This is a genomic window from Pseudomonas asgharzadehiana (genome assembly GCF_019139815.1).
In the GTDB taxonomy this organism is placed as follows: Bacteria; Pseudomonadota; Gammaproteobacteria; order Pseudomonadales; family Pseudomonadaceae; genus Aquipseudomonas; species Aquipseudomonas asgharzadehiana.
Map to the genome: position 1 here is coordinate 279,055 of NZ_CP077079.1, position 16,480 is coordinate 295,534.

Sequence of the window (16,480 nt, forward strand, 5' to 3'; positions counted from 1 at the left end):
CAGCTCATAAGTTGTACTGCTTGCGTTTGCGGTACAGGGTCGACGCGTCAATGCCGAGCGTGCGTGCGGCCTGGTCGAGGGTGTCGCTGGTGGCCAGTACGGCGCCGATGTGGGCTTTTTCCAACTCGTCCAGGCTGAGCGCGGCGCCGATACGCGGAGCGTTGTTGGTCGGTTGCTCGGCCATGCCCAGGTGGCTGATTTCGACCTTTTCCTGCGGGCAGATAATGCTCGCGCGCTCAACCACGTTGCGCAGCTCACGGATATTGCCCGGCCAGCGATAGTTGAGCAGTGCCTCGCGCGCCTGGTCGCTGAAGCCCCGTGCCGGGCGCGCGTATTCCTTGACGAAGCGCGCCAGGAAGCGATCGGCCAGTGTCAGGATGTCTTCACTGCGCTCGCGCAGTGGCGGCAGGTGCAAGGTGATGACGTTGAGGCGGTACAGCAAGTCTTCGCGGAAGCGGCCGTCGCGCACCATGTCTTCCAGGTTGAGGTTGGTGGCGGCGAGGATGCGCACATCGGCGCGACGGGTGACCGGGTCGCCGACACGCTCGTATTCCTTGTCCTGGATAAACCGGAGCAACTTAGGCTGCAACGTGAGCGGAAAATCGCCGATTTCATCGAGAAACAGCGTGCCGCCGTCGGCCTGGTTCACCCGGCCCAAGGTGCTCTCGCTGGCACCGGTAAAGGCGCCACGGCTATGACCGAACAGCTCGCTTTCCATCAGTTCGGCCGTTAACGAAGGGCAGTTGATCGTCACGCAGGACTTCTTGGCGCGCTTGCTCCAACCGTGAATCGCCCGCGCCAGTTCGCCTTTACCCGTGCCGGACTCGCCAAGGATCAGGATGTTAGCGTCGGTCCCGGCCACCTGGCGCGCGGTTTCCAGCACCACCATCATCGATGGGCTGTGGGAGTCCAGACCGTCCTTGGGTTGGCGCACTGCACCTTCCAATGCCTCCAGGCGAGCCGAGAGTTGGCGCACTTCCAGTTGCTTGGCGGTGGCCAGGCGCAGTTGATCAGGGCTGCACGGTTTGACCAGGTAGTCGGCGGCGCCAGCCTGGATCGCGTCCACCGCCGTATCGACGGCGGAGTGAGCAGTCACGATCACCACACGCATCCACGGCGCCTGAATGCGCATCTGGGCCAGCACGTCCAGGCCGTTGTCTTCGCCCAGGCGCAGGTCCAAAAAGCACAGGTCGAACACCTGGCGTTGCATCAAGGCATCCGCCTGGGCCGCGCTGTTGGCGGTGGCGACGGTGTAGCCCTCATCTTCCAGGCAATAACGGAAGGTGCGGAGGATCGCGGATTCGTCATCCACTAAAAGAATGCGGCCTTGAAGTTCCTTGGCTGATTCCATCTGTCCCGCGCTCCTTTAACTATGAATGATGGTGTTTAGTCCCGGAATAATCGGGCAAGTTGCATGGTTTATTCTGATTGATTAAAGGCAACCTCGTGCAGCTATCTGCACGCCTTCCTACAAAGTCATGCCTGATGGCCTTTTCACGCCGTCTTGCCACTTCCGCGACGCTATTAACGTTTTCATGACCCCGATCCGATTGCCAGCCATCGTGCATTTCGCACGGCCGCCTGGGAGGGATCGTGCAGGATGCTGCCCGAGTGTTGAATAACGAATATATAACTCCTTGATTTTGTAGGTTTTTATTTTATAAAAAAGCTGGCATGCGCTCTGCAATATCTCTCCCAACGAATAACCAGAATGCGGGAGAACAGCAGCATGACTCGCCAAAGCCTCAGCCCATTGCGTGTATCGCCACTGCGCTTGCAACAAGGTCTGTTTGCGAGCTTGGCGGTGATGGTCACGCTGATTGCAGGCCAGCAGTTCCAGCACTGGCAGCAGAGCCAGCAGCAAGCCCCCTCATTTGAACGTCCGGCGATAACCCAGACCCATTTCAGTTCCATTGGCAGCCGCTCCGTCGGTAGCGCGTCTGCTGATGTAACCGCCCCGCAATTGCGAGTGGCCGACCAGGATTCCACCCTGGGCCAGTTACCTACCCAAGAGCGTTGGGTGTTCTAGGCAAAAAACGCGGACGCTGATCCAGCGGCCGCAGGCATTACCGCTGTTACCTCTATAGAAGAAGCGTAAGGAGAATCACCATGTTGAGTTGGGCAATCACATTTCTGATCATCGCCATTGTGGCTGCAGTCCTGGGCTTCGGTGGTATCGCGGGCACCGCCACGGGTATCGCCAAGATCCTGTTTGTGGTCTTCCTGGTGATGTTCATCGCATCGTTCTTCTTTGGTCGTCGCGGCCGAGGCTGAATATGACCCCTTTGTCTTTTAAAACCATGGCTGCCGCCCTGCTCTTGGGCGGCAGCGGGCTGGTGATGGCTGCCAACGACGGCCAATCCCGAGCCAATGAATTGCTCAGCGCGGACCCTCAGTACCGCGAGACATGGCAAGGCGTGGTGAAGAAAGAAGAGCGGCTGCCGGAATGGGTGATGAACCTGTCGGGCACGGCCGAGCAAATGAATGCCGTGGAAGAGGATGGCGACAAGTACTTGGTCGGGCCGCTCTGCGAAACCGCAGACACCTGCCTGAACAAGCGCCTGATCGTCGCCTTCAGCCTCGACAAGGAAGACGCCTACGCCATGTTGGTGGAAGTCCCGGCCGGTCTTCCGGCGGACAAATCCCCAACGCGGCACGCCGATTACCGCTTTATCGGTAAGCCGGACGAGGGCATGCGGAAGCTGCTGATGGAGCAGTTGAAGAAAGATCCGAATTGGTACTGAGTTCCGTCTGTGGTTTACGGGGCTCGCATCCATAGAAAGAAGCACCTTTGCTTCCTTCTATTTGCACCGCGCGACAGGTGCGGTGCATGACCAAGGGGCTGGGTTGCTCTGATCAAACGGGATCGGCGTGACCTACGGGTACAGGGAGTGCCTGCGCAAGGGCCGGGTCAGGCGAAAGCTGCGACGCAGGTTCACAAGCCGATGGCTTGCTGAACTTGCGGCGGGCTTGTGATTCTCCTCTGCCGTTTGTGTCGTTCTCCGCTTATGCCGCCTTTAGCCGCAAAATTCCTTTTTGCTCAATCCCAACCATTACTTGGTATGTCGGGATGACCATCTATCGAGAAAGTTTTGTGCAAGGCGCAAGGCATTCTTGACGTGAGCCCGCCGAATTCACTGGCGTCTCAGCCAGTGCCCCAAAGCTGTGCAGAAACTCTGAGCGAGCCAGTATTGGCCGGTTCACGGCATATTCAGCGGACAAAATGTCGCATTTGAACTGACCGATCAGACAGCTATTATCGAAAAAAGTCATGCCGATTCGGCATAGGGTAGGCGTTTACGGCATTAGACGGCGCTCCCTTGCATGGGAATAGTTGCGCCTTTTTTCGCCTGCCAGTAAGCCATTTCGGCCACGCTGCGGTGACCTTCCAGGGAGGCAGATGCACACACTTTTTCGCTTTCGAGCGTTGCAGCTGGCGCATTTGCCTTAAGTTCACTTGAAGTAAGGGTAATGACATGAAGAAGGCAAAGCTAAGCCTCGCCTGGCAGATCCTCATCGGTTTGGTGCTGGGGATTGCAATCGGTGCAGTGCTCAACCATTTCAGTGCTGAAAAGGCCTGGTGGATCAGCAACGTGCTGCAGCCGGCGGGCGATATCTTTATCCGCCTGATCAAGATGATCGTGATCCCGATTGTGATTTCCTCGCTGATCGTCGGCATTGCCGGTGTGGGTGATGCGAAAAAACTGGGTCGCATCGGCGTCAAAACCATCCTTTACTTCGAAATCGTCACCACCATCGCCATCGTGGTCGGCCTGTTGCTGGCCAACCTGTTCCACCCTGGCGCGGGCATCGACATGAGTACCCTGGGGACGGTGGATATCTCCAAGTACCAGGCGACCGCCGCCGAGGTGCAGCATGAGCATGCGTTCATCCAGACCATCCTCAACCTGATCCCATCGAACATTTTTGCCGCTGTTGCCCGTGGCGAAATGTTGCCGATCATCTTCTTCTCCGTACTGTTCGGCCTGGGCCTGTCGAGCCTCAAGCCTGAACTGCGCGAGCCGCTGGTCACCCTGTTCCAGGGCGTGTCCGAGAGCATGTTCAAAGTCACCCACATGATCATGAAGTACGCCCCGATCGGCGTCTTCGCACTGATCGCGGTGACCGTGGCCAACTTCGGCTTCGCCTCGCTGCTGCCGTTGGCCAAGCTGGTGATTCTGGTTTACGTCGCCATCCTGTTCTTCGCCTTTGCCGTACTGGGCCTGATCGCACGCCTGTTTGGCTTCTCGATCCTCAAGCTGATGCGCATCTTCAAGGATGAGTTGGTACTGGCCTACTCCACCGCCAGTTCTGAAACCGTGCTGCCGCGCGTGATCGAGAAGATGGAAAGCTACGGCGCGCCGAAGGCGATCTGCAGCTTTGTGGTACCGACCGGTTACTCGTTCAACCTCGATGGTTCGACCCTGTACCAGAGCATCGCGGCGATCTTTATCGCCCAGCTGTACGGCATCGACCTGTCGATCGGCCAGCAATTGATGCTGGTGCTGACGCTGATGGTCACCTCCAAAGGTATCGCCGGCGTGCCGGGCGTGTCCTTCGTGGTGCTGCTGGCCACCCTGGGCAGCGTGGGCATCCCGCTGGAAGGCCTGGCGTTCATCGCCGGTGTCGATCGCATCATGGACATGGCGCGTACCGCCCTCAACGTGATCGGCAACGCGTTGGCGGTGCTGGTGATCTCCCGTTGGGAAGGTATGTACGACGACGCCAAGGGCGAGCGCTACTGGAATTCACTGCCGCACTGGCGCAGCAAGCAAGCCTTGCCAACGGCCCAAGCCACCCGCAGCTGACAGCACGCTGGCGCTGACACAAACCCCGGAGCATTCCGGGGTTTGTCGTTTCTGCCAGCCCCGCTATCATTCGCCCCATCTTTCGGGGGATTTAACTGATGCTCAATGGCCTATGGCTTGGCTTCTTCGTCGTGGCAATGGTGTCAGCGCTGGCGCAATGGCTGGTAGGCGGTAACGCCGGAATTTTTGCCGCGATGGTGGAAAGCATTTTCGCCATGGCCAAATTGTCGGTGGAAGTGATGGTGCTGCTGTTTGGCACGCTGACGTTGTGGCTGGGCTTTTTGCGCATCGCCGAAAAAGCCGGCATCGTCGATTGGCTGGCCAAGGCCCTCGGCCCGCTGTTCCGCCGCTTGATGCCGGAAGTGCCCGCCGGCCACCCTGCCATCGGCTTGATCACCCTCAACTTCGCCGCCAACGGCCTGGGCCTGGACAACGCCGCCACGCCCATCGGCCTCAAGGCCATGAAGGCGTTGCAGGAACTCAACCCCATTCCCAACACCGCCAGTAACGCGCAAATCCTGTTCCTGGTGCTTAACGCGTCCTCATTGACGCTGCTGCCGGTGACCATCTTCATGTACCGCGCCCAGCAAGGCGCCGCCGACCCGACGCTGGTATTCCTGCCGATCCTGCTGGCCACCAGCGCCTCGACCCTGGTGGGCCTGTTCTCGGTGGCGGTGATGCAGCGCCTGCGACTGTGGGACCCGGTCGTGCTGGCCTACCTGATTCCCGGCGCGTTGATGTTGGGTGGCTTCATGGCACTGCTGGCAACCTTGTCCGCCACGGCGCTGGCCGGTTTGTCGTCGATCCTCGGCAACTTGACGCTGTTTGGCTTGATCATGCTGTTCCTGCTGATCGGTGCCTTGCGCAAGGTGAAGGTCTACGAGGCGTTTGTCGAAGGGGCCAAGGAGGGCTTTGACGTCGCCAGGAATCTGCTGCCGTACTTGGTGGCGATGCTGTGCGCGGTGGGCGTGCTGCGCGCATCCGGCGCGCTGGATTTCGGCCTGGAAGGCATTCGCCATGTGGTGGCCTGGACAGGGATGGACACGCGTTTCGTCGATGCGTTGCCGACCGCCATGGTCAAGCCGTTCTCTGGCAGTGCGGCGCGGGCGATGTTGATCGAAACCATGCAGACCCAAGGCGTTGACAGCTTCCCGGCGCTGGTGGCGGCGACGATCCAAGGCAGTACCGAGACCACTTTTTATGTGTTGGCGGTGTACTTCGGTTCGGTGGGGATCCAGCGGGCGCGGCACGCGGTAGGGTGTGCGTTGCTGGCGGAGTTTGCCGGCGTCGTGGCAGCGATTGCGGTGTGCTATTGGTTTTTTGCTTAAGGCTGGAGATTGCTATCGGGAGCAAGCCCCCTCCCACAGGTTGAATGTGTTCACAGATCAACCCGTGGGAGGGGGCTTGCTCCCGATGAGGCCCTCAGCGTTTCACCGCACCGTTGCCCTGCCCCACGACCCACTCCACTACCTGCTTATTCAGTTGATCCCCCGCTTGCCCAAAAGCCGCCACCACCGCCGGCACCTTGGTATCTCCCACCGGCTGTCGCACTTCAAACCGCCGACTGGCAATAATCCGTTGGTCACTTCCACGCACCAAGCGTGCGTCGAGTCGAATCACCACCTCTACCGCACTGCTGCGGTATTCACTTTGGAAAGCCTGCAATTGCCCGCCCAGCTCGTAATCGGCTTGCAGATTGGTGTCATCCGTACTCAGCAGCGTCACCCGCCCATCACGCTGGAACCCATCCAGCAAGCGGTTACGTAACAGCACCGGCGCTGGATCGCTCCAGCGTGAGTTCGCATAACTGCTGATCAAATCGCCATTGGGCACCACGGCAATGCGCGGGCTGTCGAGAAACTCGCTGGTCTGCGGCTTGGTCACGCGCAGCGACCAGCTTACCGGCGCGCCTTGTGTGGCGCTTTGTGCGGCGGCCAGGCGGTACACGTCCGAAGGGTCGGCCTTGGGCAGGATCGAGCACGCGCCTATCAGCACCAGGGCCACGGGGGCGATCAGTTGGTAAGCACGCTTCATGGCGTGAACTCCTTGTTCTTGTCGCTGCCCAGCAGGTACCCGCTGGGGTTGGCTTCCAGGCGGCGGGAGATGGCCCGCAACGACCCGAGGGTTTCGCGCAGTTCGCGCACGGCCGGCGCCAGTTCGTTGAGGCCCTGCATGCCACTGTTCACCGAGCTTTTGTTGTCGCTGAGCAGGGTATTGATGGTCGCGGTGCTTTGCTCAAGGGATTTCATTGCCTGTTCGGCGCTGCTGAAGGCTTGCTTGCCCTGATCGTTGAGCAAGCCGTTGGCGTTACGCATCAGCACCGTGGTCTGCTCCAGGGTAGCGCTGGCCTGCTTGCTCACTTGCATCAGTTGCTGCATCACCACCTTGATATCACCGCGCTGCTCGGCAATGGCGCCGGTGGTTTGTTGCAAGTTGTCCAGCGTTCTACTGATGCGGTCGACGTTCTCCGACGACAGCATACGGTTGGCGTTGTGCAGCAGCAGGTTGATGCTGGTCATCAGGTCGTTGCTGTTGTTCAGCAGCCGCGCGATAGGCGACGGCGAAGCGATGATCTGCGGCAGGTTGCCGTCCTTGCCCTTGAGTTCCGGGCTTTGCGGGGTGCCGCCGCTGAGCTGGATAATCGAAGTGCCGGTAATGCCGGTCAGCGCGAGCTTAGCCTGGGTGTCTTCCTTGACCGGCGTCTGCCCGGCCAGGCGAATACGCGCCAGTACGCGGCGTGGGTCCTTGGGGTCCAGGCTCAGGCTGATCACGTCGCCCACCTTGATCCCGCTGTATTGCACCGAACTGCCCTGGGACAGGCCGCTGACCGCCTCGTTGAAAATCACTTCGTAATCCTGAAAGGCGCTGTCGACGCTGGACTTGGCCAGCCACAGGCCAAACAGCATCGCGCCGACGACCACGATCACGCTGAACAGACCGATCATCACATGATGGGCTCGGGTTTCCATGTCATACCTCGTTGAGCGGTTGAGCGGCATCCAATGCCGCGCGGCCCCGGGGGCCGTGGAAATATTCGTGAATCCAGGCGTCGTCGGTTTCCGAGACGACATCGATGGCGTCGGCCACCAGCACTTTTTTCTGTGCCAGCACGGCAACGCGGTCGGTGATGGTGTACAGCGTGTCGAGGTCATGGGTGACCAGGAACACGCTCAGGCCCAGCGCATCACGCAAGGTCAGGATCAGTTGGTCGAATTGCGCCGCGCCAATCGGGTCGAGGCCGGCGGTGGGTTCGTCAAGGAACAGGATGTCCGGGTCCAGCGCCAGCGCCCGGGCCAGTGCCGCACGCTTGATCATGCCGCCGGACAACGACGCCGGGTACTTGTCGGCGGCCGACAGCGGCAACCCGGCCAGCGCCAGTTTGACCGCGGCCAAGTGCTCCGCGTCGGCACGGCTGAGGCCGGCATGTTCGATCAGCGGCAGCGCGACGTTTTCAGTCACGGTCAGCGAGGAAAACAGCGCGCCCTTCTGGAACAACACGCCAAAGCGCCGTTCCACCAGGGAGCGCTCATGTTCCGGCAGGCTTGGCAGGTTCTTGCCGAACACTCGCACTTCGCCTTCACTGGGCCGGCGCAGGCCGACGATGCTGCGCAGTAACACCGATTTACCGCTGCCGGAACCGCCGACTACCGCGAGGATCTCGCCCTTATACAAATCCAGATCGAGGTTTTCGTGCACGCTCTGGCTGCCAAAGCGATTGCACAGGCCGCGTACCTGGATCACCGCCTCGGTCGGCGCCCGGTGTAAACGACTCACCAACTCATCTCCATGAAAAACAGCGCCGCGACGGCATCCAGCACGATCACCACAAAGATCGACTGCACCACGCTGGAGGTGGTGTGCGCGCCGACCGATTCGGCACTGCCGCTGACCTTAAAGCCTTCCAGGCAGCCGATGGCCGCGATCAGGAAGGCAAAGATCGGCGCTTTCGCCATGCCCACCAGGAAATGCTGAACGCCAATGTCCGATTGCAGCAACGAGAGAAACATCGCCGGCGAAATATCCAAGGCCACTGCGCATACGACGCCCCCGCCGATGATGCCCGAGAGCATCGCCAGGAAGGTCAGCATCGGCAGCGCCACGAGCAAGGCCAGCACGCGGGGCAATACCAGCAGCTCCATCGGATCCAGACCCAAGGTGCGGATAGCGTCGATTTCTTCGTTGGCCTTCATCGAGCCGATTTGTGCGGTAAACGCACTGGCTGTGCGACCGGCAATCAGGATGGCTGTAAGCAGCACGCCGAATTCGCGCAGGAAGGAGAAGGCCACCAAGTCCACGGTAAAAATCGTCGCGCCGAAGCTCTTGAGCACTGTCGCACCGAGAAATGCCACTACGGCGCCTACCAGAAAGGTCAGCAAGGCCACGATGGGCGCGGCGTCGAGGCCGACTTGTTCCAAGTGCGCAACCATCGGCGTGATACGCCAGCGCTTGGGCCGGAAAATGCCACGCGCGAAAGTCTCGAGGATCAGGCCGATGAAGCCCAGCAACTGCTTGCTGTCCTGCCACACCGTGTCCACCGCCCGGCCGATACGCGCCAGCAGCTGGATGCCGGTGGCTTCTTCGGGGGCTTTTTCGGGAACGCAGAAGTCGTTCAGGGAGCGGTAGACGGTCTTGAGCAGTGCGCGGTCGGCGGCAGACAGGCTGCAATCGGTCTGCTCGGCCGATTGTTCGATGCGGGTTGGCCCCAGCAGCTCCACCAGCAGCGAGGCGCCGGCGGTGTCCAGCGCGCCGAGGCCATTGAGGTCGATGCGCGCGCCGGCGTCGTATTGGCCGTCGAGTTTGTCCGACAGCTTCTTCAGGTTTGCGTAGTGGGCAAGCGTCCAGTCTCCGGTAATCCGCAGTAAAGGAGGAACGGAGGACGTATCGAGTTGGGCTGCGCCGGCCGTGGTGCTACTGGTCATAAGCTCCGAGCTTGTATTGGCTATCCACAATTGCTACGTAATAGCACGATACAGCCTACTTTGGGTTGTCCGTTTGTGCTGCGTCGGTGACTTTAAAACGCAGTACGCCGATCACTTGCCCGTCTTCGGTCAGCACCTGAACCTGCCAGCGGCCCGCTGCGTCGCCCGGGAAATTCTGCTTGTGGGTCCAGGCGCGGTAGCCCTCTTTGCGCCCACCGTGAATATCCAGGGCAATGCGGTCGACTTCTTTGCCGTTGAATTTCCACACGTGGTAGATCCGCTCATCCAGCCCGCGCGGTGCGTTGATCGCGGTATAGGCGTACAGCCCGGCGCTGCGCAATTGTGCGGCGCTGACTTCCTTGAGGTCATCGCCCGGCGTGCGGTCTTGCAGTTGGGTGCTGATGGCCACTTCGGTCAACCACAGCGTGGCCGGGGGAACCCAGCTGCGCAGGAACCAACCCGCGCAACCGATGACGGCCGTCACCCCCAGCAACATCGCCCAGCCTTTGAAGCTGCGCAGTGGCAGGCTCACCGCCAGGCTTGGGATCGACAAGGCCATGGCCACCCCGAGGGCGAGTTTGTAACTCTCGGCGGTGGTCAGGTGCAGGATAATCGGCAGCGCCGTGAGCAACGCGGCGAACAGGGTCAGGGTGTGCAGCGCCAGGAACAGAGAGCGTTTGGGGGCCAGCCACTTGTAGTACAGCGGGTCGATGATTGATACCAGCGCCGCCGCGCCGAGCAGGCCGGTGAAAATCGATTGGCCGCTGTTCCAGGCGGTGGTGATGAAAAAGAACGGCAGCACAAAAAACAGACTTTCCTGGTGGATCATCTGGGTGGCGTAGCGCAGCAGGGGCTCGGGGATTTCCCGCTTGAAGACTTTGGTAAACAGTTGGGTAAAGCTGTTCTCCAGCATCAGCCACAGCCAGCTCACCAGCATGATCACCGCGATCCAGCTGGCCATGCCCTGCTGGCGGTCTACCAGGATGAAGCTGCTCACACCCGAAATGAAACCGCCCAGGGCAATCACCCCTGGGTAGCGCTTCATCAGTTCGAGGATGCGCTGGATGTAGTGGGTCAGGTTCGGCATTCGGCGGTTCGCAGTCTTTTGTAGGAGAAAAACCCAAACAGAATAACGTCTTAACCTGGTGTTCGGTGCCTCATTACGCGATCCGTTTGCGATAAACCCGTATGCCGATCAACACAATGGCGATCAGGCCGAGTGCACCGGCGCCGATCCAACTCAGCATGTCGTAACTGAGCAGGGGTTTTTCCACACGCCAGTAACCTGGCTGCTTGAGCAATTGGCGCATGGCCTGGTTGGCCTGGTCCAGATGGACGGCCTTGATGCGTTTGGCCGGGTCGCTGAAGCGGCCGTTGTCGTAGTCGGCTGCCGCAGCCCAGTAGTAGTCCGCCAATGCGCTGTTGCCCTGCACGGCCCAGGCTTGCCGCGCGATGGCGGCCTGCTGCAGGCGCGCGAAGACGGCCGGATCAAGGCCGTCCTTGAGCAGTTGGGCGGTGAGGTCCTGCATGCCATGTTCGGCTGCGGGGAGCTTGTCCCGTTCAAGGTCGGCATTCAGGCTTAGGAAACCGACGCCGCCGAGCACTTCGCGTTCGCTTCGGGGGCCGTAGGACAAACCGTGCTGGAGGCGCAGTTGGCGGTACAGCGCCCAGTCGAGGTAGTCCTTGAGCAGGTCGTAGGTCTCATCATGCTGGTCGTCCAGCACGGGTTCGGGGAACAGCCAGTGCAGTTTTGCGCTGTCGCCGACCCAACCGTGGATTAGCTCGCGGTGGCCGAGCGCGGTGTGCCGGATCTCGGGCAAGGGCCGGTGTTCGGTGGGGTCGACCGGGTCAAGTTCGCCGTAGGTGCGCTCCAGATAGGCCGGCAGCAGTTTGTCGAGATCGCCGACGACGATTAGCGTCATGTTATTGGGGGCGTACCAATGCGTGCGCAGCGCCTGCAACTGCTCGCGGGTCAGGTGACCGACTTCGGCGCGCTCGGCGCATTTGAGGCCCAACTCGACCGCCAACTGATTGCTGGCGGTGTGGCCGAGGTCTTGACGGTCCAGGAGGCGTTGCAGGTGCGAGTAATGGCCGCCGTCTTCGCGCTCAACCACTTTTTTGGCGGCGTCAATGTTGGCGTCGGTCAGTTCGGTGCGGGTGATGATCGCCAGCAATAAGTCGAGCACTTTGCGTTGGTTGTGCGCGGGGGCTTCGATCACGAAGGTGGTGTCGGCATTGCTGGTGTAGGCGTTCCACTCGCCGCCCAGGGCTTGCATGCGCTCTTCGAGGTCGCCTTCGTCCGCGCCGTCAATGCCGCTGAACAACACATGCTCGAGCAGGTGCGGCAGTTCCTTTTCCTCGCAACTGAAGTCATCCAGGCCGACGCCCACCACCAGGCGGATGGCGACATGCCCGCGTTCGGTGCCCGGTTTGAGCAGCAGTTGCAAACCGTTGGGCAGGGTGTAGCCCTCGACTTGCAAGCGATCAAAGGCAAAGGCGTGGGCAGAACCCATGAGCAGGCAGGCGAATAACAGGCGACGCATAACTGGCTTCCTGGCGAGTGAGGTCAGCTCTAACTGACTTCACGGGCCATCGTACGTTCAGGGCGAATGCGTGATGTCGGCAATATCTTCAGCCGAGAGCGCGCCGGTGTCGGAGGTTTCCAACACTACATACGCACTGCTGCAAAACAACGAGTTCAGGCGTTTCATGTCGGCAATCAGTTCAAGATGCAGGGAACTGGTTTCCAGGCTTTGCACGATCTTGCGTTGCAGGCGGCTGACGTGGGCATGGGCCAGGCGGCGTTCCTGGGCGCGGAAGCGGCGTTTCTCCCGCAGCAACTGACGGGCGCTTTCCGGATCGGCGCTGAGGAACACCGACAGGCCCAGGCGCAGGTTGGCGATCAACTGGCTGTGCAGGTCGGTGAGTTCTTCCAGCCCCACTTCGGAGAACTGGCGGCGCTGTGAGGTCTTTTGCTGCTGGACTTTACGCAGCATGCGTTCGATCAGGTCACCGGCCAGCTTTAGGTTGATCGACAGTTCGATGATCTCGGCCCAGCGCCGACTGTCGTGTTCGCTGAGGTCTTCGCGGGGCATTTGCGCCAGGTAGAGTTTGATTGCGCTGTAGAGCGCTTCGACGTCATCACTGAGGCTGCGCATTTCCTGAGTGATGGCGGTTTGCTTGCCGAGCAGCACTTCCTGCATCGCGCTGAGCATGTTGTCGATCAGATCGCCCAGGCGCAGGGTCTCGCGGGCGGCGTTGGCCAGCGCCAGGCTGGGCGTGGTGAGGGCGGTGGGGTCAAGATGCCGGGGCTTGGCCTTGCCGTTGACCTCTTCACGCTCGGGCAGCAACCACGCGCACAGGCGGGCCATCGGGCCAATTGTCGGCAACAGGATCAGGCAGCGGCTGACGTTGTAGAGCAGATGGAAGGTGATGACCATGCCTTGGGCGCTGTAGTCCAAATCATCCATCCAGCGTACGAGGGGGTCGAGTACCGGGATGATCAAGAGCAAGCCGATCAGTTTGTATAACAGGCTGCCCAAGGCCACTTGGCGACCGGCGGAGTTCTGCATGCTGGTGCTGAGAAATGCCAGTACGCCGCTGCCGATGTTGGCGCCGATCACCAGGCCGATGGCTACGTGCAAACCGATCACACCGGCGCCGGCCAGGGTAGCGGTCAGCAGCACGGCGGCCAGGCTGGAGTAGGAAATCATCGCGAACAAGGCGCCGACCAGGGCGTCGAGCAGGATGTCGCCGGTCAGCGAGGCGAAAATCACCTTGACCCCCTGGGCATGGGTAATCGGCCCGGCGGCTTCAACGATCAATTGCAACGCGAGGATGATCAACCCGAGGCCGATGCCCACCCGCCCGAGCTGCCCGGCCCGCGTCTGTTTGCGCGACAGGAAGAAAATCACCCCGAGAAAAATCAGCAGTGGTGACAACCACGACAAGTCAAAGGTCAACACTCGCGCCATCAACGCGGTACCGACGTCGGCGCCAAGCATGGTCGCCAGGGCAGGCATCAGGCCCATGAGGCCCTGGCCGACAAAAGACGTCACCAGCATTGCCGTGGCGTTGCTGCTCTGCACCATGGCCGTGACGAGGATGCCGGCGATAAACGCCAGCCAGCGCTTGGACATGTTCTGCCCGATGACTTGGCGCAAGTTGGAGCCGTAGACCCGCAGGATGCCGGTGCGGACGATATGCGTGCCCCAGATCAGCAGGGTCACGGCGGAAAGCAGATTGAGCAAGGTCAGCATGCTCGGCCCCCCGTGTGGGTGTGCTCCAAAGGAGCAAATGAGAATTGCCGCGTGCCGCTCTACGTCTTGTACTTAAGCTGTAGTTGGCGAATGGGCGCTGCGCCAGCATCGCATAGCTAAAGTGGGGATTGAAACAAAACTGTCATGAAGGCCGATGCCTCACGCTCTGCCTGGGGATGCCGCCAGGGATGCTTCGTGTCCCGAATGCGCAGAAAAAAAGGGGCTTTTAAGCCCCTTTTTCAACAGCGGGTCAAATTTATTGACCCGGAATGTCCTTGCGCAGTTTCACTGGATCCTGCTGCTTCTTCTTTTTCGCGATGGCGGTACGCATTTTGATGTTCACCGCTTCGACCGCCAGCGAGAACGCCATGGCGAAGTAGACGTAGCCTTTTGGCACGTGCACATCGAACGATTCAGCGATCAGCACGGTACCCACCACCAGCAGGAACGACAGCGCCAGCATCTTCAACGACGGGTGTTTATCGATGAATTCGCTGATGGTGCCGGCGGCCAGCATCATCACCAGTACGGCGACGACGATCGCGGCAACCATGACCGGTACGTGGGAAACCATACCCACGGCAGTAATCACCGAGTCCAGGGAGAACACGATGTCAATGATCGCGATCTGGATGATGGTGTAGATGAACTTGCCACCGGCGCCTTTAGGCTCGTCGTGGGTTTCATCTTCACCTTCCAGCGCGTGGTACATCTCTTGTGAGCTCTTCCACAGCAGGAACAGACCACCGAAGAACAGGATCAGGTCGCGCCCGGAAATGCCTTGGCCAAACACCACAAACAGGTCGGCGGTCAGTCGCATGACCCAGGTGATCGACAGCAGCAACAGAATGCGCGTGACCATGGCCAGTGCCAGGCCGAAGATCCGGGTGCGCGCCTGCATATGCTTGGGCATGCGGCTGACCAGGATCGAAATCATGATGATGTTATCGATGCCCAGGACGATCTCGAGAGCCGTCAGGGTGAAGAAGGCAATCCAGATTTCCGGATTGGTCAGCCATTCCATGTGTATTCCTTTGAGCGTGTGTTAGACCGCACCGGCGTAGGGCCGGCGCAGTTGGGTTGTACGATTATAGAGTGCTGAACAGCGGAAAAATCCCCATCAGCAATGCGGCGAACATTATGCACAGGCATACCAGTACTGCCCACTTCAAGGTGAAGCGCTGGTGATCGCCAAATTCGATACCGGCCAGGGCCACCAGCAGGTAGGTCGACGGTACCAGCGGGCTGAGCAAGTGCACAGGCTGGCCAACGATGGAGGCGCGGGCCATTTCTACAGCGGTGATACCGTAGTGGCTGGCGGCCTCGGCGAGCACCGGCAACACACCGTAGTAGAACGCGTCGTTGGACATGAAGAAGGTGAACGGCATGCTCACCAGCGCTGTGATCACCGCGAGGTACGGGCCCAGGGCTTCAGGGATGACCGCCAGCAGGCTCTTGGACATGGCATCGACCATGCCGGTGCCCGACAAAATGCCGGTGAAGATACCGGCGGCGAAGATCAGCCCCACCACCGCCAAAACGCTGCCGGCATGGGCGGCGACGCGGTCTTTCTGCTGTTGCAGGCATGGGTAGTTGACGATCATCGCGATACTGAACGCCACCATGAACAGCACCGGCAGCGGCAACAGGCCGGCGATCAGGGTGCACATCAGGGCGAGGGTCAGGGCGCCGTTGAACCAGATCAGCTTCGGACGGCGCGCGTCAGGGAATTGCGACACGCTGATTTCGCTGTGATCGATCTCGTCGCCCTGCAGGTGCAACTCACCCAGACGCGCCCGTTCACGTTTGCCGTACATATAGGCGATCACCAGGATTGCCACGACGCCCGCGGCCATGGCCGGGATCATCGGTACGAAAATATCCGAAGGGTCCACATGCAGCGCACTGGCGGCACGGGCGGTCGGGCCGCCCCAGGGGGTCATGTTCATCACGCCACCGGCGAGAATGATCAGGCCGGCCATGATTCGCGGGCTCATGCCGATGCGCTGATACAGCGGCAACATGGCGGCTACGCAGATCATGTAGGTGGTGGCGCCGTCACCGTCGAGGGACACCACCAGGGCCAGTACGGCGGTACCGACCGATACCTTCAGCGGGTCGCCCTTGACCATCTTGAGGATCTTGCGCACGGCCGGGTCGAACAGGCCGGAGTCGATCATCAGGGCAAAGTAGAGGATGGCGAACATCAGCATCACGCCGGTTGGCGCGAGCTTGGTGATGCCTTCGAGCATCATCGGGCCGATCTTCGGCGCGAAACCACCGAACAGCGCGAACAGGATCGGCACGATGATCAGGGCGATCAGCGCGGACAGGCGCTTGGTCATGATCAGGAACATGAACGTGATGACCATGGCGAAGCCAAGGAAAGTCAGCATAGGAGTACTCCAGGCGTAGTGCGGCTAGGGAATGGCGAACCGGTTCAGGTTCAGCGCAGAACGAAAGGCTCTAGACGTACGGGTGGAGTCGGGGCGAG

The 16,480-nt window shown here is 60.5% G+C and carries 15 protein-coding genes; 5 read left to right on the forward strand and 10 right to left on the reverse strand.

All coding sequences use genetic code 11. The annotated features are described in order from the left end of the window. Positions 1 to 4: 4 nt before the first annotated feature. Complete coding sequence (algB, locus tag KSS96_RS01305) at positions 5 to 1,351, reverse strand: sigma-54-dependent response regulator transcription factor AlgB (RefSeq protein ID WP_017528756.1); 1,347 nt, start codon at positions 1,349 to 1,351, stop codon at positions 5 to 7. A gap of 378 nt (positions 1,352 to 1,729) precedes the next feature. On the opposite strand from algB, the gene KSS96_RS01310 reads away from it, so the two are divergent. The 5 genes from KSS96_RS01310 (at position 1,730) to KSS96_RS01330 (ending at position 6,136) form a co-directional block, all read left to right on the forward strand. Then, complete coding sequence (locus tag KSS96_RS01310) at positions 1,730 to 2,029, forward strand: hypothetical protein (RefSeq protein WP_065879392.1); 300 nt, start codon at positions 1,730 to 1,732, stop codon at positions 2,027 to 2,029. An 80-nt stretch (positions 2,030 to 2,109) separates the two neighbouring features. After that, entirely contained in the window at positions 2,110 to 2,274 is a 165-nt protein-coding gene (locus KSS96_RS01315; protein ID WP_003170804.1) for a DUF1328 domain-containing protein, read from the forward strand. Between the two features lie 2 nt (positions 2,275 to 2,276). After that, positions 2,277 to 2,744 carry an inhibitor of vertebrate lysozyme family protein gene (locus tag KSS96_RS01320; RefSeq protein ID WP_017528758.1) on the forward strand — a complete coding sequence of 156 codons (468 nt, stop codon included), beginning with the start codon at positions 2,277 to 2,279 and terminating at the stop codon, positions 2,742 to 2,744. A 732-nt stretch (positions 2,745 to 3,476) separates the two neighbouring features. Next, the gene (gene gltP, locus KSS96_RS01325; protein WP_017530591.1) at positions 3,477 to 4,808 is read left to right on the forward strand and encodes a glutamate/aspartate:proton symporter GltP; all 1,332 of its coding nucleotides are present in this window, start codon (positions 3,477 to 3,479) and stop codon (positions 4,806 to 4,808) included. 98 nt (positions 4,809 to 4,906) lie between these two features. Further along, positions 4,907 to 6,136 carry a nucleoside recognition domain-containing protein gene (locus tag KSS96_RS01330; RefSeq protein WP_065879179.1) on the forward strand — a complete coding sequence of 410 codons (1,230 nt, stop codon included), beginning with the start codon at positions 4,907 to 4,909 and terminating at the stop codon, positions 6,134 to 6,136. A 94-nt stretch (positions 6,137 to 6,230) separates the two neighbouring features. Here KSS96_RS01330 and KSS96_RS01335 read toward each other — a convergent pair whose 3' ends face one another. The 9 genes from KSS96_RS01335 to KSS96_RS01375 all read right to left on the reverse strand — a co-directional run bounded on the left by KSS96_RS01335 (position 6,231) and on the right by KSS96_RS01375 (position 16,382). Beyond that, positions 6,231 to 6,842 (reverse strand): ABC-type transport auxiliary lipoprotein family protein, encoded by a 612-nt coding sequence (locus KSS96_RS01335; protein WP_217855587.1) that lies wholly within the window; start codon positions 6,840 to 6,842, stop codon positions 6,231 to 6,233. Further along, on the reverse strand, positions 6,839 to 7,777 hold the full coding sequence (locus tag KSS96_RS01340; protein ID WP_017530594.1) for an MlaD family protein: 939 nt from the start codon (positions 7,775 to 7,777) through the stop codon (positions 6,839 to 6,841). The genes KSS96_RS01335 and KSS96_RS01340 overlap by 4 nt, the downstream gene beginning before the upstream one ends. 1 nt (position 7,778) lies before the next feature. Then, positions 7,779 to 8,582 carry an ABC transporter ATP-binding protein gene (locus tag KSS96_RS01345; protein ID WP_017530595.1) on the reverse strand — a complete coding sequence of 268 codons (804 nt, stop codon included), beginning with the start codon at positions 8,580 to 8,582 and terminating at the stop codon, positions 7,779 to 7,781. Then, positions 8,579 to 9,727 (reverse strand): ABC transporter permease, encoded by a 1,149-nt coding sequence (locus KSS96_RS01350; RefSeq protein WP_217855588.1) that lies wholly within the window; start codon positions 9,725 to 9,727, stop codon positions 8,579 to 8,581. The genes KSS96_RS01345 and KSS96_RS01350 overlap by 4 nt, the downstream gene beginning before the upstream one ends. A 55-nt stretch (positions 9,728 to 9,782) precedes the next feature. Further along, the gene (locus KSS96_RS01355) at positions 9,783 to 10,814 is read right to left on the reverse strand and encodes a DUF5924 family protein (RefSeq protein ID WP_017530597.1); all 1,032 of its coding nucleotides are present in this window, start codon (positions 10,812 to 10,814) and stop codon (positions 9,783 to 9,785) included. Between the two features lie 73 nt (positions 10,815 to 10,887). After that, entirely contained in the window at positions 10,888 to 12,270 is a 1,383-nt protein-coding gene (locus KSS96_RS01360) for a M16 family metallopeptidase (RefSeq protein WP_217855590.1), read from the reverse strand. A 57-nt stretch (positions 12,271 to 12,327) separates the two neighbouring features. Next, positions 12,328 to 13,986 (reverse strand): Na/Pi cotransporter family protein, encoded by a 1,659-nt coding sequence (locus tag KSS96_RS01365; RefSeq protein ID WP_017530599.1) that lies wholly within the window; start codon positions 13,984 to 13,986, stop codon positions 12,328 to 12,330. 256 nt (positions 13,987 to 14,242) lie between these two features. Beyond that, complete coding sequence (locus KSS96_RS01370; protein ID WP_017530600.1) at positions 14,243 to 15,010, reverse strand: TerC family protein; 768 nt, start codon at positions 15,008 to 15,010, stop codon at positions 14,243 to 14,245. Positions 15,011 to 15,074: 64 nt separating this feature from the next. After that, positions 15,075 to 16,382, reverse strand: a complete 1,308-nt coding sequence (locus KSS96_RS01375; protein ID WP_017530601.1) for a CitMHS family transporter — start codon at positions 16,380 to 16,382, stop codon at positions 15,075 to 15,077. Between the last annotated feature and the right edge of the window lie 98 nt (positions 16,383 to 16,480).

Excerpts from the sequence above, each read along its gene's own strand:
- algB (WP_017528756.1), bottom strand. The coding sequence starts at position 1,351 with ATGGAATCAGCCAAGGAACTTCAAGGCCGCATTCTTTTAGTGGATGAC.
- KSS96_RS01310 (WP_065879392.1), top strand. The coding sequence starts at position 1,730 with ATGACTCGCCAAAGCCTCAGCCCATTGCGTGTATCGCCACTGCGCTTG.
- KSS96_RS01315 (WP_003170804.1), top strand. The coding sequence starts at position 2,110 with ATGTTGAGTTGGGCAATCACATTTCTGATCATCGCCATTGTGGCTGCA.
- KSS96_RS01320 (WP_017528758.1), top strand. The coding sequence starts at position 2,277 with ATGACCCCTTTGTCTTTTAAAACCATGGCTGCCGCCCTGCTCTTGGGC.
- gltP (WP_017530591.1), top strand. The coding sequence starts at position 3,477 with ATGAAGAAGGCAAAGCTAAGCCTCGCCTGGCAGATCCTCATCGGTTTG.
- KSS96_RS01330 (WP_065879179.1), top strand. The coding sequence starts at position 4,907 with ATGCTCAATGGCCTATGGCTTGGCTTCTTCGTCGTGGCAATGGTGTCA.
- KSS96_RS01335 (WP_217855587.1), bottom strand. The coding sequence starts at position 6,842 with ATGAAGCGTGCTTACCAACTGATCGCCCCCGTGGCCCTGGTGCTGATA.
- KSS96_RS01340 (WP_017530594.1), bottom strand. The coding sequence starts at position 7,777 with ATGGAAACCCGAGCCCATCATGTGATGATCGGTCTGTTCAGCGTGATC.
- KSS96_RS01350 (WP_217855588.1), bottom strand. The coding sequence starts at position 9,727 with ATGACCAGTAGCACCACGGCCGGCGCAGCCCAACTCGATACGTCCTCC.
- KSS96_RS01355 (WP_017530597.1), bottom strand. The coding sequence starts at position 10,814 with ATGCCGAACCTGACCCACTACATCCAGCGCATCCTCGAACTGATGAAG.
- KSS96_RS01360 (WP_217855590.1), bottom strand. The coding sequence starts at position 12,270 with ATGCGTCGCCTGTTATTCGCCTGCCTGCTCATGGGTTCTGCCCACGCC.
- KSS96_RS01365 (WP_017530599.1), bottom strand. The coding sequence starts at position 13,986 with ATGCTGACCTTGCTCAATCTGCTTTCCGCCGTGACCCTGCTGATCTGG.
- KSS96_RS01370 (WP_017530600.1), bottom strand. The coding sequence starts at position 15,010 with ATGGAATGGCTGACCAATCCGGAAATCTGGATTGCCTTCTTCACCCTG.
- KSS96_RS01375 (WP_017530601.1), bottom strand. The coding sequence starts at position 16,382 with ATGCTGACTTTCCTTGGCTTCGCCATGGTCATCACGTTCATGTTCCTG.